General features: G+C 55.4%; 14 protein-coding genes and 1 riboswitch. Of the genes, 5 read left to right on the forward strand and 9 right to left on the reverse strand.

Annotated elements, in window-relative coordinates:
• Positions 1-39 precede the first annotated feature (39 nt).
• Positions 40-1,470 (forward strand): bifunctional D-glycero-beta-D-manno-heptose-7-phosphate kinase/D-glycero-beta-D-manno-heptose 1-phosphate adenylyltransferase HldE, encoded by a 1,431-nt coding sequence (gene hldE / locus ACWKX3_RS17290; protein WP_045404039.1) that lies wholly within the window; start codon positions 40-42, stop codon positions 1,468-1,470.
• A gap of 115 nt (positions 1,471-1,585) precedes the next feature.
• On the opposite strand, the gene ubiK is transcribed toward hldE, so the two are convergent.
• Entirely contained in the window at positions 1,586-1,882 is a 297-nt protein-coding gene (ubiK, locus tag ACWKX3_RS17295; RefSeq protein WP_042322022.1) for a ubiquinone biosynthesis accessory factor UbiK, read from the reverse strand.
• Positions 1,883-2,003: 121 nt separating this feature from the next.
• Positions 2,004-2,154, forward strand: a riboswitch (FMN riboswitch).
• Positions 2,155-2,261: 107 nt separating this feature from the next.
• Between ubiK and ribB the strand changes: the two genes are divergently transcribed.
• Positions 2,262-2,915, forward strand: a complete 654-nt coding sequence (gene ribB / locus ACWKX3_RS17300; protein WP_023309208.1) for a 3,4-dihydroxy-2-butanone-4-phosphate synthase — start codon at positions 2,262-2,264, stop codon at positions 2,913-2,915.
• A gap of 51 nt (positions 2,916-2,966) precedes the next feature.
• Here the strand turns inward: ribB and ACWKX3_RS17305 are convergent, their stop codons facing one another.
• The 5 genes from ACWKX3_RS17305 to zupT form a co-directional block, all read right to left on the reverse strand.
• Complete coding sequence (locus ACWKX3_RS17305; protein WP_088208511.1) at positions 2,967-4,028, reverse strand: fimbrial protein; 1,062 nt, start codon at positions 4,026-4,028, stop codon at positions 2,967-2,969.
• Positions 4,012-4,773: a fimbrial biogenesis chaperone gene (locus tag ACWKX3_RS17310; RefSeq protein WP_454542130.1), complete on the reverse strand. Its 762-nt coding sequence runs from the start codon at positions 4,771-4,773 to the stop codon at positions 4,012-4,014. The genes ACWKX3_RS17305 and ACWKX3_RS17310 overlap by 17 nt, the downstream gene beginning before the upstream one ends.
• 10 nt (positions 4,774-4,783) lie before the next feature.
• Positions 4,784-7,222, reverse strand: coding sequence for a fimbria/pilus outer membrane usher protein (locus ACWKX3_RS17315; protein ID WP_058610791.1), 2,439 nt, complete (start codon positions 7,220-7,222; stop codon positions 4,784-4,786).
• Positions 7,223-7,296: 74 nt separating this feature from the next.
• Positions 7,297-7,857: a fimbrial protein gene (locus tag ACWKX3_RS17320; protein ID WP_042322016.1), complete on the reverse strand. Its 561-nt coding sequence runs from the start codon at positions 7,855-7,857 to the stop codon at positions 7,297-7,299.
• A gap of 355 nt (positions 7,858-8,212) precedes the next feature.
• Positions 8,213-8,986: a zinc transporter ZupT gene (gene zupT / locus ACWKX3_RS17325; protein WP_006178577.1), complete on the reverse strand. Its 774-nt coding sequence runs from the start codon at positions 8,984-8,986 to the stop codon at positions 8,213-8,215.
• Between the two features lie 121 nt (positions 8,987-9,107).
• Between zupT and ygiD the strand changes: the two genes are divergently transcribed.
• Positions 9,108-9,896: a 4,5-DOPA-extradiol-dioxygenase gene (gene ygiD / locus ACWKX3_RS17330; protein WP_454542131.1), complete on the forward strand. Its 789-nt coding sequence runs from the start codon at positions 9,108-9,110 to the stop codon at positions 9,894-9,896.
• Positions 9,897-9,973: 77 nt separating this feature from the next.
• Here ygiD and ACWKX3_RS17335 read toward each other — a convergent pair whose 3' ends face one another.
• The 3 genes from ACWKX3_RS17335 to tolC form a co-directional block, all read right to left on the reverse strand.
• Positions 9,974-11,134 (reverse strand): glutathionylspermidine synthase family protein, encoded by a 1,161-nt coding sequence (locus ACWKX3_RS17335; RefSeq protein ID WP_058610747.1) that lies wholly within the window; start codon positions 11,132-11,134, stop codon positions 9,974-9,976.
• A 2-nt stretch (positions 11,135-11,136) separates the two neighbouring features.
• Positions 11,137-11,802 (reverse strand): DUF1190 family protein, encoded by a 666-nt coding sequence (locus ACWKX3_RS17340; RefSeq protein WP_006178573.1) that lies wholly within the window; start codon positions 11,800-11,802, stop codon positions 11,137-11,139.
• A 161-nt stretch (positions 11,803-11,963) separates the two neighbouring features.
• Positions 11,964-13,442 (reverse strand): outer membrane channel protein TolC, encoded by a 1,479-nt coding sequence (tolC, locus tag ACWKX3_RS17345; RefSeq protein ID WP_454542132.1) that lies wholly within the window; start codon positions 13,440-13,442, stop codon positions 11,964-11,966.
• A 204-nt stretch (positions 13,443-13,646) separates the two neighbouring features.
• Here tolC and nudF point away from each other — a divergent pair, with 204 nt between their 5' ends.
• Together nudF and ACWKX3_RS17355 are read left to right on the forward strand one after the other, a co-directional pair.
• Positions 13,647-14,279 carry an ADP-ribose diphosphatase gene (nudF, locus tag ACWKX3_RS17350; protein WP_006178568.1) on the forward strand — a complete coding sequence of 211 codons (633 nt, stop codon included), beginning with the start codon at positions 13,647-13,649 and terminating at the stop codon, positions 14,277-14,279.
• Positions 14,276-14,698 carry a DUF1249 family protein gene (locus tag ACWKX3_RS17355; protein WP_006178567.1) on the forward strand — a complete coding sequence of 141 codons (423 nt, stop codon included), beginning with the start codon at positions 14,276-14,278 and terminating at the stop codon, positions 14,696-14,698. The genes nudF and ACWKX3_RS17355 overlap by 4 nt, the downstream gene beginning before the upstream one ends.
• The last annotated feature ends 9 nt before the right edge of the window (positions 14,699-14,707 follow it).

Consider the following 14,707-nt stretch of genomic DNA (forward strand, 5'->3'; position numbering starts at 1 on the left):
ATTATCGCGCGCAAATTGTGAATCTTTCTGGAGTCAGGAATGAAAGTAACACTGCCAGAGTTTGAACGTGCTGGGGTTATGGTTGTCGGCGATGTGATGCTGGATCGCTACTGGTATGGGCCGACCAGCCGCATCTCCCCGGAAGCGCCCGTTCCGGTGGTAAAGGTCGACACCATTGAAGAGCGCCCCGGCGGCGCGGCAAACGTGGCGATGAACATTGCCTCTCTGGGCGCGCAGTCGCGTCTGGTTGGCTTAACCGGCATCGACGATGCGGCGCGTGCGCTGAGCAAGTCGCTGGCGGACGTGAACGTGAAGTGCGACTTTGTTTCTGTTCCCACCCACCCGACGATCACCAAGCTGCGCGTGCTGTCGCGCAACCAGCAGCTGATCCGCCTCGACTTTGAAGAAGGTTTCGAGGGCGTTGATCCCGAGCCGTTGCACGAGCGCATCAACCAGGCGCTGGGCAATATCGGCGCGCTGGTGCTGTCCGACTACGCCAAAGGCGCGCTGGCAAGCGTGCAGACCATGATCCAGCTGGCGCGTAAAGCCAGCGTGCCGGTGCTGATCGACCCGAAAGGCACCGACTTTGAACGCTATCGCGGCGCAACGCTGCTGACGCCAAACCTCTCTGAGTTTGAAGCGGTGGCGGGCAAGTGCAAAACCGAAGAAGAGCTGGTTGAGCGCGGCATGAAAATCATCGCCGATTTCGAGCTGTCCGCGCTGTTAGTGACCCGTTCCGAGCAGGGCATGACGCTGCTGCAGCCGGGCAAAGCGCCGCTGCACATGCCGACGCAGGCGCAGGAAGTGTACGACGTGACCGGTGCCGGTGATACGGTGATCGGCGTGCTGGCGGCAACGCTGGCGGCGGGGAACTCCCTGGAAGAGGCCTGCTACTTTGCTAACGCGGCAGCGGGCGTGGTGGTGGGTAAACTCGGCACCTCTACCGTGTCGCCAATCGAGCTCGAAAACGCTGTGCGTGGCCGTGCCGACACCGGTTTTGGGGTGATGACCGAAGACGAGCTGAAGGTGGCCGTTGCCGCGGCGCGTAAGCGCGGTGAAAAAGTGGTGATGACCAACGGCGTGTTTGACATTCTGCACGCGGGCCACGTCTCGTATCTGGCGAATGCGCGTAAGCTCGGCGATCGCCTGATTGTGGCGGTGAACAGCGATGCGTCAACCAAACGTCTGAAAGGCGAAACGCGTCCGGTGAACCCGCTGGAGCAGCGCATGATCGTGCTCGGCGCGCTGGAAGCGGTGGACTGGGTGGTGTCGTTTGAGGAAGACACGCCGCAGCGCCTGATTGCAGGTATTTTGCCGGATCTGCTGGTGAAGGGCGGCGATTACAAGCCAGAGCAAATCGCGGGGAGCGAAGAGGTCTGGGCCAACGGCGGCGAGGTGATGGTGCTCAACTTTGAGGACGGGTGTTCAACCACCAACATCATTAAGAAGATCCAGAAAGACAGTCAGTAAAAAACGGGCCGTTTGGCCCGTTTTTTTATGGCGGGTGGCGGCTGCGCCTTACCCGATCTACGCGTTCATCCAGGCCCGATAAGGCGCAGCCGCTACCGGGCACAACAGGCCGCAATTACGCCTGATCGTCCACCGGCGGAATAGCCGGTGCCGGTTTCACTTCTTCCGGCGCGTTGCGGTTTTCCAGCTCGTTCAGACGTTGCTCCAGCAGCGCCAGCTTTTCGCGGGTGCGCAGCAGAACCTGCGTTTGCACGTCAAACTCTTCGCGGCTGACTAAATCAAGGCGGACCAACTGCGCCTGCAGCGTCTGGCGGATTTTCTTCTCAACGTCATCACCAAACTCACGAATGCCCTTCGGCATGGACTCATGAACCTGACGCGCAATTTGCTCAATTTTCTTCGGGTCAATCATTGTGGCTTCCCTTGGTAAAACGGTCTCAGAAACCATTGTAGCCTGTAAGTGCCGGGCATAAACAAGATTTGTTTGAAGCTTATGCATTGCCCAGGTTAATCAATAGCGTTATAGTTATCTCGCTTATTCTCAGGGCGGGGCGAAATTCCCCACCGGCGGTAAATCAGCGTCATGCTGAAAGCCCGCGAGCGCTTTGGGTGAACACTCAAAGGTCAGCAGATCCGGTGTAATTCCGGGGCCGACGGTTAGAGTCCGGATGGGAGAGAGTAACGATCCAGTCGGGCAAAGGCCCGCTCACGTTATCTTTTTGCCGCGTATACGGCGCTCCTAAGACTGCCCTGATTCTGGTAACCATATAGTTAATGAGGTTTTTTTTACCATGAATCAGACGCTACTTTCCTCTTTTGGCACTTCAACTCAACGTGTTGAACATGCACTGGATGCACTGCGCGAAGGCCGCGGTGTGATGGTGCTTGACGATGAAAACCGTGAAAACGAAGGCGACATGATTTTTGCCGCTGAAAATATGACCGTAGAGCAGATGGCACTCACCATTCGTCACGGTAGCGGCATTGTCTGCCTGTGCATCAACGAAGACCGCCGCAAGCAGCTCGACCTGCCAATGATGGTTGAAAACAACACCAGCGCCTTTGGAACCGGTTTTACCGTGACCATCGAAGCGGCGCACGGCGTGACTACCGGTGTCTCAGCGGCTGACCGTCTGACCACCGTGCGTGCTGCGATTGCCGACGGTGCGAAGCCATCCGATCTGCATCGCCCAGGCCACGTCTTCCCTCTGCGCGCGCAGGCGGGTGGCGTATTGACCCGCGGCGGCCATACCGAAGCCACCATCGACCTGGTGACCCTGGCAGGCTTCAAACCTGCAGGCGTGCTGTGCGAACTGACCAACGATGATGGCACCATGGCGCGCGCGCCAGAGTGCATCACCTTTGCCCGTCTGCATAACATGCCGGTGGTGACCATCGAAGATCTGGTTGAATATCGCCAGGCGCACGAGCGCAAAGCCAGCTGAAAGGCGCAAACGTAACGATAAAAGCCGGGCGACCCCCGGCTTTTTTTGTTTTTAGTGGTAGTTAATTTTAAACAGCACGACGGTTTCAAAGGGGCCAGAATCAATGGCTTTCCCCGCAACGGGCGAAAGCTCAGCGGTATAGGTCTGCTCAACCTGCAACGTGCTGCCCGTAAAATCGGCGTACTCATTATACTGGTTAAAGGTAAACGGCCGGGTGCCATCCAGGATCCGCAGCTTAAGCCCGTTTCCGATCAGCAGCGCGGTATCGTTATTGCTGAGGGAACCGTCGGTGTAAAACGACGAGTCCATCTTGAAGCCGTCCGAGCACTGGGCGTCCTGCACTTTGGTGGTTTTAACGGTAAACGTCCGGTTACGGGTACCCTGATTGACGATGTCGCGGGCGCTGAAGGAGCCAAAGTCGATCTCCTGGTTTTCCGGGAAGATGCTAAACGTTGCCCCGCAGTCCAGAACGTTGATGTTATTCAGACCGTTCACGTGATATTTCAGGTTCTTCGCATCAGACAGCGTGTTCACGCCCCCCTTACCGTCGAACTGCACCAGTATGTAATCCCCGAGCGAGCTGATGTAGCCGTGGGGCGGCATGGTTTTGATTTTCACGTACAGGCGAAAACGCGCGATAAAATAGCGGCTGGTATGGATGTCGTTAACATTGCCGGAACAGATGTAATGCTCCCAGCCCATGTCATGCAGCTGCGCGGGGGTATAGGTGTTCAGGCTGTTGTTATCCAGACACTGATGGGTGTCGATCCCGGTTGGCTGCCCGGCTGCGTCATAGTCCGCGCCCTCGTAGGTCACCCCCAGCTGGTAATAAGGATCCTCGCTGGATAAGTAGGGGTTCACCCACGCGTAAACGTCTTCGTTTGCATGGTTCGACGCGGTGTTGCGATCGCAGTACACCGGAATTTTAATATCGTCAGATTCCCAGATTTTTTGCCCCGGCTGTGCGTTGCTCGGTATGGAGAACGGCGCGATGGTTTTCGTCTGCTCAACCGGGCCGTTGGCCGTGCCCAGATAGCAGTTCAGCGCCAGGGCCTCCTTAAGCGGGACGAACAGCAGCAGGCTTAAAAACAGAAGTTTAGCGAGTCTTTTCATCGCTCTCTACCTTGCGCTCGCTGAGCTTACACGCCGCCGCACCCGCGCAGCTGGCGTCTACCTTGCGCAGCGCGCCGTAATCATCAATGTAACCGATGCTGTAGTAGCTGCCGTGGTAGCTACCGGTGGAGGCGGAAGCGGTGGCAAACGGCGCAATCATCAGGCTGTCAAAACCCGGCAGCATGGTTTTTGCATCTTTACTGAGCCAGGCCAGCGTAATGTAGTAAGGCGTCGGGTTATGGAAGGTAAGCCCCTTAGCGGTCGCCGTGACTTCTAAGCGCATTTCACTCTTCTCGCCCGCTTTTTTGCTGATGGCTTTAGGACGCCAGAACAGCTTGATGCGGCTTTGCATGGCAACCTGCATCACGCTGCGCTCCTCGCTGGCGTTGCTGCTTTTCGGCGGGACTTCGCGCAGGTTGAAGTAAAACAGCGACTCGCGATCGCCAGGAAGCTGGCTGACGCCCGCCTGCCTGACGATCCGCACCTGTGACGATGCGCCTGGTTCAATACGCTGTATGGGCGGGAGGGCCATAAAATGGCTGTCTTCCTTGCGCCCGTTCTCGTCTTCAATCCAGGAGAGCGCGAGATACGGCAGAGATTTGCTCTGATTAACGATCTTCAGGCTGCTGGCTTTGTCGCTCTGTGGAAACACAATCCGGGTGCGATCCAGGTTGATCGCGGCGTGGGTCGTTAAGCTTGTGCCGATGAGCATCAGGCACAGAAGTTTTAAGGGTGAATGTTTCATCATGGGTTTCTTACCGGCATGGCAGCATCAGCTGCTTACTGTTTTCAAGGTGTGACGGCAACGAGAAGCGACACTGATTGTTGTCCCCCCAGGTCACCAGGAACTGTTGTTCAGGTTTAACGGCCCCGAGCCAGATGTGTCCTTCATCGGCCACAATGCCCACTTCCTGGCCACTCTCCTGCAGGAGAACCTGCGCGCCGAGAGGGGGAACGCCGGACGCGGTGCGCAGGACCCCGACGACATCGCTACCCGCACGTGTAGCGATCTGGCGATAGCCTATGGCCCCTTCTGTCCATGTCGAGGTGGTGACCCGATTGTCCACATCGATCCCATCCGGCAGGTTATTCATGTTGACCTGCACGTTAGACGGCGAGTAGCTGGAGAAGGACGGTAATACGCCTATGCCGAACGCGTTGGTTTCATCCCGGGACATATTCAGCGGAATGTTGCCAATACCGTCTGTGCTCACCATCACCCGGGGTTCATTGCCGTAGCTGCGACGATGCAGAGCGACGCCTTTCGCCGTGCCGGTTATAGAGCCGTTCCAGCTGGCGCTGAGAGAGTTATACTCATTCGCCTTGTAGCTTCCGGACACGTTGAGATCGCCAAGCGAAGAGTAGTGCTGGTAGTTACCGCTAAACTGCGCGCCCGCATCCGTTTTTTCGCTTTCCGTACCGGCGGACACGCCCCAGGTGTTATCCCGATCCGAGGTGTCATACCAGGAGACGTTCTGGCTCAGATTGTCACTGTTGCGCAGGTCGTAGGTCAGACGATGGTCGGTATCCAGCGGAACGCTGAGGGAGAGATAAAACTGGTTATCGTCTTTTTGATCCTCGTAATGCGTTTTGCTTAACGAGACGGTTATCCCCATATTTTTCCAGCGACCGAGGTCAAAGTTATAACCTGCCGTGATGCTGCCAGTGGTGGACGGCGAGTCATCCCACCAGGTCTGGCGTAACATGCTCAGATACACGTTGAGCGACAACGCCGGAATGTACTGGCTTGCCGTCACGCTCAGGGTCTGCTTTTCAGTCTGGTTGTCATCGTCGTCACGCTCAAGGAAGCGCGCGTAGCTCAGAAACTGCGGATCGGAATAGCGATAGCTGGCGAGCGTGAGCTGGCTTCCCGTGGTATCGAACCGCTTGCTGTAGTTAAAGCGATAGCTGTACCCCGTCTGGCTGCGTTGATCGGGCAGCTGGCTGGTTGCCTGGGTGACGTCGAAGGAAATGGCGCCCAGGATATCCAGGTTTTGCCCGATGCCTGCCGCAACGGAACGGTAGCGATCGCCGTCCGCGAGGGTTCCGCCGTACAGCGACGTTTGCGACAGCACCCCCCAGGAGAACTCCCCGCTCATAAACGCACTGTCCTCGACGCTGTGTGAGGCATCTTCACGGGCTTTACCCGCTGCAAGCTTGTAGCGGATCTGGCCTTTACGCGTCAGGAAAGGGACCGACGCCGCGGAAACCTGAAAGGTGCTGACGCGCCCGTCTTCTTCAGTAATTTTAACGTCCAGCGTGCCCTGAACCGACTGATTCAAATCCTGAATGACAAAGGGACCGGGGGGAACTTTGGCCTGATAGATAACACGATCCGACAGCGAGACCGTCACCGTGGCGTTGGTCTGCGCGATACCGGAAATTTGCGGCGCGTAGCCGCGAAGCGACCATGGCAGCATGCGTTCATCACTGATAAGCGACGCACCGGTGTAGGTGAAGGCATCAAAAATGGCGGACTGGAAATCGGTCTCACCGAGCGTGAGCTTCGCCCCTAAGGCGGGCAGCGGTCGGAACATATACACGCGTGAGAAGCGCCCGTCGTGCTCTGAACCTCCGTCGGTATGCGTCTGGTTATACTGGAAGTCACTGCGCAATCGCCACGCGCCCAGGTTCGCGCCTGCCGTGCCATAGGCGTTGGCGTTATCCGTGCTGGTGCCGCTGTTGGGCTGATAGTGGCTGGCAAACAGATTGTAATCCAGCAGGACGCCTGCGACGCCGTTATCCCAGGTCGACGGGGGCATCCAGTCGGTGGAACGATACTGAAGCCACGCTTGCGGAACCGTGACCTTTAAGGTCTGGGTTGCCTGTTCGAAGGTAAAGGTAATATCCGGGAGCGTGCTAAAATCCACGCAACCCTCGTTGACCGGGAGTTTCTGGCGTAATTTATCCTGCAAACCAAAGGTATCAGCAAGTTCTGAAGGAATACACACCTGAACAGTATCATTGACCTCTTTCCAGGTTAGCTGCCAGCCATTTGTCAGTGGAATATCATTAATAGAAACGCTAACGAAATAGCGGCCGGGCGTGACGGATGTTTCATCTTTAAAACGGGACAGGTCAATGCCGCTTCGGAGATCTTTATCGATGGCGTTGATATTAAATTCGGTGCCAGAGGCGACTTTCGTCATTAACAGGGCAGTAATGATGATTATCCATTGTGATTTATTTTTCATCATACTGTTACTCGAGAGAATAAAAATACCGACTGATAAAATTCATCAGCCGGTTAAACGGTGATGCTGGCGTATTATTTGTACTGCAGGACGTAGTTGGCAGTCGCTTCAACCTGGCCGGCTGTTGCAGTTGCACCGGTAGGGACTTCCATCTGCGCTTTAAAGTGCAGCACCTGAGTGTCTGAACCTGTCTGCAGCACCACTTCCTTCGGTGAACCCAGTGTGATTTTGGCTTCAGCATCATCCAGCAGACGTACGCCGACGTTCTGTGCGCCATCGGCATAGGTGTTCGCCATCAGGCTGGTGTCTGCCGCGTTGGTTGCGGTACTGGTGAATTTGACGTCCACTTTCGTGATTGGTGTGGCCGACTCATCGCCTGGGTTATCCAGCTGGCAGTTCTGCAGGTTGATATCGACTGCAACCGGTGCCGATTTTCTGTTGGCATTGATCATTGCGGTGGTCACTTCACCCAGATCAACTTCTTTATCAACGCTGTCTGGTGCAATGCTGCAAGGCGCATTAATCACCACACCTTTAAATTTGATTTTTCCGGAACCCTGCTCGTCCGCAAAAGCTGAGCCAGAGATGATGGTTGCCATGGAAACCGCTAACAGCGCTTTTTTAGCTAAGTGCATGAAAATATCCTTTTTCAAATTAATTCATCGTCTGAATGTTATTTCAGTAAACTTCGGTAAAAGTATAACTGTGCGGGAAGGGGGAATGCGATTAATCAAACTTAAATATTAATGTAGAGAGCTTTAATGTATTATCTGGAGTGATTTGTGCTGCTTGATTTTGAAGGGTTTGTCATTTTCTTTGCGCGAATTGCAATTAATTTATTGAGAATAATAATATCCAGTTTAAATATTGACTTTAAATAAAATAAAACAAAGGGATTATATTTTTTCGTTTGATTAATTTCTAATACATATTTAAAGCGCCGCACGTATTCATAAAGCGCAAGGGCCCCCAAAAGGAGGCCCCGACAGATTAGCCAATCCCCGCCGCCTGGAGCAGCACCAGACTTAACCCCATTACCGACATCCCGCACAGCACGCCGTAACTGGGATTGTTATTAGGATCGATCTCTTTTGCCAGCGGCATAAGTTCATCGACAGAGAGCGCCACCATGATCCCGGCCACTGCCGCCATAATCGCGGCCATCACCACGGGTGAAATAAGGCTTCCCAGAATCAGCCACGCCAGCACGCCGCCGAGAATTTCGGCCAGGCCGGAGATACCCGCCCAGAATACGGCCTTGCGTTTTGACCCCGTCGCCGCATAAACCGGCCCGGCGACGGCAAGTCCTTCAGGAATATTGTGTAAAGCCACCGCCAGCGCGATGCCGAACCCCAGCTCCAGGTTATTGCTGGCCGTCACATAGGTGGCAACGCCTTCCGGGAAGTTATGCAGGCTGATACCCAGCGTCAGCAGAATCGCGGTGCGTTTGATCGTGCGCGGCTGCGGCCCGGCCTGTTTCTCCATTAAATCCTGGGGGTGCGCATGGGGTAACAGGCGGTCGAGCGCAAAGTACCCCAGCAGGCCAAAGACGAACATCCCGTAACCCAGCACCGGTGACATGCCCTGAGTGGCCAGCGCTGCGGGTAACATTTCCATCAGGGAGATGAGCAGCATGATCCCGGCGGCGAAGCCGAGCGAAAAGGCCAGCACGCGGTTGGACGGCTTCTGGCCGAGTACGCCGAGAAACGCGCCAATGAATGTGGCCGCGCCCGCAAGTAGGGTCAGAATCAAAGGCACTGACATCCCTCTCTCTCCTTATATTCAAATTTCCTGATGATGATCATCATGGTTATCTGGGTTCATCTTACCTGCATTACGCGTAATGTAGAGCCATCAACATGACACATTCTTTAAGGATAACACCATGAGTTCGCCTCGTATGCCAGCACTGTTTTTAGGCCATGGCAGCCCAATGAACGTTCTGGAAGACAACGTCTATACACGCGCCTGGCGTCAGCTGGGTGAGACGTTGCCGCGCCCGAAAGCCATTGTGGTGGTATCCGCGCACTGGTTCACCCGGGGCACCGGTGTGACCGCGATGGAAACCCCCAAAACGATCCACGATTTCGGCGGTTTCCCGCAGACGCTGTACGACACGCACTATCCGGCACCCGGCTCGCCTGAGCTGGCACAGCGGCTGGCGAATATACTCGCGCCCGTTCCTGTTGCCCTGGACAAAGAGGCCTGGGGCTTTGACCACGGCTCATGGGGCGTGCTGATTAAGATGTACCCGGATGCCGACATCCCGATGGTGCAGCTGAGCATCGACAGCACCAAACCGGCGGCGTGGCATCTTGAGATGGGCCGTAAGCTTGCGGCGCTGCGTGATGAAGGCATCATGCTGATCGCCAGTGGTAACGTGGTGCATAACCTGCGCACGGCGCGCTGGCACGGTGAGAACACGCCGTATCCGTGGGCAACATCCTTTAATGACTATGTGAAAGCGAACCTGACCTGGCAAGGCCCGGTTGATCAGCACCCGCTGGTCAACTATCTGGATCACGAAGGCGGATCGCTCTCTAACCCGACGCCAGAGCACTTCCTGCCGCTGCTGTATGTCTTAGGCGCATGGGACGCAGAGGAGCCGGTGACCGTCCCGGTCGAGGGCATTGAGATGGGCAGTATCAGTATGCTGTCGGTGCAGGTAGGGTGAAAAATGGCCGGTGGCGCTACGCTACCGGGCCTACAAAACCGTAGGCCGGGTCAGGCGAAGCCGCCACCCGGCAGATCTTACTCCACAAAGATATGCGGATAGAACCGTGACAGATCCTGGGTAATCAGCGCTCTGTCTTCACGAATGCCAATCCCGGCGGGTTGATCGTTAATCAGCCAGCTGCCAATCAGCGTATAGCTGTCGCCAAACTTCGGCAGCTGATGAAACGCCTGGACGATCATTCCCTCTTCGCCGTACGGCCCTTCAACCGCTTCCAGCGTTTTACCGTTTTCGATAATCGACACGTTCGCCCCTTCGCGGGAGAAAATCGGCTTAACGACGTATTTCTCCATGGGCGGATGGTCGTCTTCGGCAAAGTACGCTTCCAGCAGGTTAGGGTGGTCCGGGAACATCTCCCACAGCATCGGCAGCAACGCTTTGTTGGAGATAATGCTCTTCCAGGCCGGCTCCAGCCAGCGCACACCGGCATCTTCCAGCTTGGTGGAGAACATTTCACGCAGCATGTATTCCCACGGATAGAGCTTGAACAGGTTGCTGATCACCTGATCCTGCAGATCGGTAAACTGACCTTTCTCACCCAGGCCGATGTCTTCCATATAAAGGAATTCGGTTGCGACTTCGGCTTCTGCGGCGCAGTCCTGCAGATACTGAACCGTTCCCCGATCTTCTTCCGTGTCGCGACAGCAGGCGAGGTGCAGCAGGTTAAAACCGTGCTGTTCACGCAGCTCGGCGAAACGCGCGATCAGCTTTTCCTGCAGGCTGTTGAACTGATCGCTCCCTTCCGGCAGGTTGCCGGCGTTAGCCTGATCTTCCAGCCAGATCCACTGGAAGAACGCTGCTTCATACAGGGAGGTTGGCGTATCGGCGTTATTCTCTAATAGCTTGGGTTCACCCACGCCGTCCCACGCCAGATCGAGGCGCGAGTAAAGCGACGGTTGGCTGGTTTTCCATGACTGGCGAACGAAGCTCCAGGTGTGCTTTGGAATGCGGAATTTGGTCATCAGCTCGTCGCTGTCTATAACCTTCTCCACTACCTTCAGGCACATCTGATGCAGCTCTGCGGTCACGTCTTCCAGCTTCTCAACCTGGGCGAGCGTGAGTTTGTAATAAGCATCTTCACACCAGTACGGCTCGCCGTACATGGTGTGGAAGTTAAAACCGTACTCGGTGGCTTTTTCGCGCCAGTCCGGGCGCTCGATAATACTGACTCTTTCCATGATCAGCCGCCCATTGAGCGAGTTGAAGAACCCGTTGCGCTGCGCTGCATGGTGTTTTGTTTCGCGACGGATTCACCGAAGCCGCCACGGGTAACGGTGCTGGTGGTCGCCGGTTTCGGTGCCATTGCCGTTTTCGGTACGGTCATGCTACGACCCGGCGTGGCAGCGCCGTAGTTTTTGCCGCTGGCATCGGTATATTTGCCGTACGCCGGGCTGTTTGGATTTTTGGAGCTAAACAGCGGCTGCTGCTGGTAGCCTGCACCGCCGCTCATCAGACGGCCCATCATATAACCCGCCATCAGCGGCATCCAGAAGCTGCCGCTGGACTGCGCCTGCGCCTGGTTTTCCGGTGCCATGCCTGCCTGCGCAGGTGCCTGCTGGCACTGGCCTTCACCAAACTCCGCCACGCAGTCTTCGCGTGAGGCATATTTCGGCGCGGTACGTTCCGCTTCTTTCAGGGCGTTGTTGTAGGCCGTTTTACATTCAGCTGCGTTACCGGTCGCAGACGCACAGTCGTCGGCGTTTTGATACATCGAGACGGTTTCGTCATTTTGTTCACAGCCCGCCAGCATAAAGACGGCGGTGATCGCCAGCGCGACCGGTGTGAGGTGACGCGCGTTCCAGCTTTTGCGGAACGAAGCGTGATTAATCGTTTTTGTCCGTTTCATCTTTGTCTTCCAGGACCCAGTGGTGATAACGCTCAGGATAGAGGATGAGTGGTTGAAAATGAAGCGAAGAGGGGCGAAATCAGGGGGTCTTTACGTTGACTTACGTTCAGGTGTGATATGTGTTCTCCCTCTCCCGTTAGCCAGGAGAGGGAAGGCAGGGCTTATTGACGGAACGGGTTGTTACCGTTGCCGGCAGGCGCGGTCGTACGCGCGGTAGCAGGCTGCGCGACAGGCGCATTGCCGTTACCGTTAAAATTATCAACGGCGGCGTCCTGCTGTGGGTTCTCCGGCGCGACGCTTTCAGGCGACGTCGAGACCGGTTTGCCCAGCGCATTGTTCAGCGCCAGCAGATCCTGTTCGTTCAGCGTACCCAGTGCCTGCTTGATGTTCAGCTGGTTAATCAGGTACTGATAACGGGCGCTGGAGAGCTGCTGTTTGGCGTTGTACAGCGTGGTGGTTGCGTCCAGCACGTCGACGATAGTACGTGTACCGACGGAGTAACCGGCTTCCATCGCATCCAGTGAACTTTGCGCAGACACCACGGCTTGTTTATAGGCGTTGATGCTGCTGATAGAGGCGTTCACGTTGTTGAATGACGAACGAACGGTCTGCACCACGTTGCGGTGCGCGCTTTCGAGCTGCTCGCTTGCGCCAACAAAGTTGTACTGCGCCTGTTTCACCTGAGAGTTCACCATTCCGCCCTGGTACAGCGGCAGGGAGAAGCTCAGGCCAACCTGATTCTGACCGATATTTTTGTCGTCATAAGCCTGAGTATTGGTTTTGGAGCCGCTGTAGGTGGTATCGGATACGCTGGTTGATGCGCTCAGGCTCAGCGTTGGCAGGTGACCATCCTGTGCCTGACGGATCTGCTCGCGGGCCAGATCCTGGCTCAGACGCGCCTGCAATAACGCCAGGTTGCGGTTTTCTGCTTCTTTCAGCAGCGCGTTGACGGCCTGCGGCTTATCGGTTTTGAAGCTGTCCACGTTCAGGGAGGCCAGCTCAGGGTAGTAGTTACCGGTGACCTGACGCAGCGATTCCAGCGCGTTGTCGAGGTTGTTACGCGCGGTCACTTCGTTCGCCAGCACGCTGTCGTACTGTGAGCGGGCGTTTTGCACGTCGGTGATCGCCACCAGACCCACGTTGAAACGCTGGGTGGTTTGATCCAACTGACGGTAAATGGCCTGTTTCTGCGCTTCGGTGTAGGAGAGCGAGTCAATGGCGCTCAGCACGTTGAAGTACGCGGTAGCGGTGTTCAGGATCAGCGTCTGCTGATCGGTCTGATAGGTCACATCCTGGATGCCCGCGCTTTTTTCCTGAAGGGTCAGGGCGCGCCATTTGGACATATCAAACAGGGTCTGCGTTAACTGCAGCGACGCGCTGGTGGCGTTGGAGTTGACGCCATTATTATCGCGGTATCCGTTACCGTAGGTATAATCAGCACCCAGGCCCAGCTGCGGCAGCAGCGGACTACGTGCTTCGTTAATCTTTTCAAACGCAGCATCACGATCGGCCGCTGATTTACGTAAATCAGGGTTGCCCAGACGTGCCTGCTGGTAGACCTGTAACAGGTTCTCTGCCTGGCTCATTGAACTGAAGCCCGTCAGGCTCAGGCCGATAAGGATGGGGAGCAATTTCTTCATTTGCATTCCTTGTTGTGAAGCAGTATTAGCGCTGATCAAATTAAAAAATTATTGCCGATTCTAACAGAATCATCCGCACCAAAAGGTTGGCGTTACGTGCCATCTGGCGGTAATTTGCACCAATCTACCATATAGCCTTACAAACGGCAGCCAAACAGACTTGAAATTCACAATTTCATCACTATTGCTACCAGGACATGACTCATGCAAAAACCAGAAAAGTTGCCAGTGACTTTCACCAAAAACGATGTAGAAATTATTGCACGAGAAACGCTTTATAGCGGTTTTTTTTCAATGGATCTTTACCGTTTCAGGCATCGCTTATTTAACGGCGAGATGAGCGGTGAAATTAAACGTGAAATTTTTGAGCGCGGCCATGCGGCTGTCTTGCTACCCTTTGACCCAGTGCGTGATGAAGTGGTGCTGATCGAGCAGATCCGTATTGCGGCGTATGATGTCAGTGAAAGTCCGTGGCTGCTGGAGATGGTGGCCGGGATGATCGAAGAAGGCGAGTCCGTCGAGGACGTTGCCCGCCGCGAAGCGCAGGAAGAGGCGGGGCTGGTCGTCGGCAGAACGCAACCCGTGCTGAGCTATCTGGCAAGCCCAGGCGGCACGAGCGAACGTTTATCTATTATGGTAGGCGAAGTGGACGCCACGACCGCGAAAGGTATTCACGGTCTGGCTGATGAAAACGAAGACATTCGTGTTCATGTGGTGAGCCGGGAACAGGCTTACCAGTGGGTAGAAGAGGGGAAAATCGACAACGCGGCGTCTGTCATCGCCCTGCAATGGCTGCAGCTGCATCATCAGAAATTAAGAAACGAGTGGTTAAAATGAAGCGTTATACACCTGACTTCCCAGAAATGATGCGCCTGTGCGAAACCAATTTCGCCCAGCTGCGCCGCCTGCTGCCGCGAAACGACGCACCCGGCGAAACGGTTAGCTATCAGGTGAGCAACGCGCAGTACCGGTTAACTATTACAGAATCAACGCGTTACACGACCCTGGTCGAGATAGAACAAACCGCGCCCACCATTAGCTACTGGAGCCTGCCGTCGATGTCGGTACGCCTCTATCATGACGCGATGGTCGCTGAAGTGTGTTCAAGCCAGCAGATCTTTCGCTTCAAAGCGCGGTATGATTATCCCAATAAAAAGTTGCATCAACGCGACGAAAAGCATCAAATTAACCAGTTTTTAGCCGACTGGCTAAGATATTGTTTAGCACATGGAGCAATGGCGATTCCGGTTTGTTAGCGTCATAAA

The organism is Enterobacter sp. UPMP2052 (assembly GCF_053709675.1).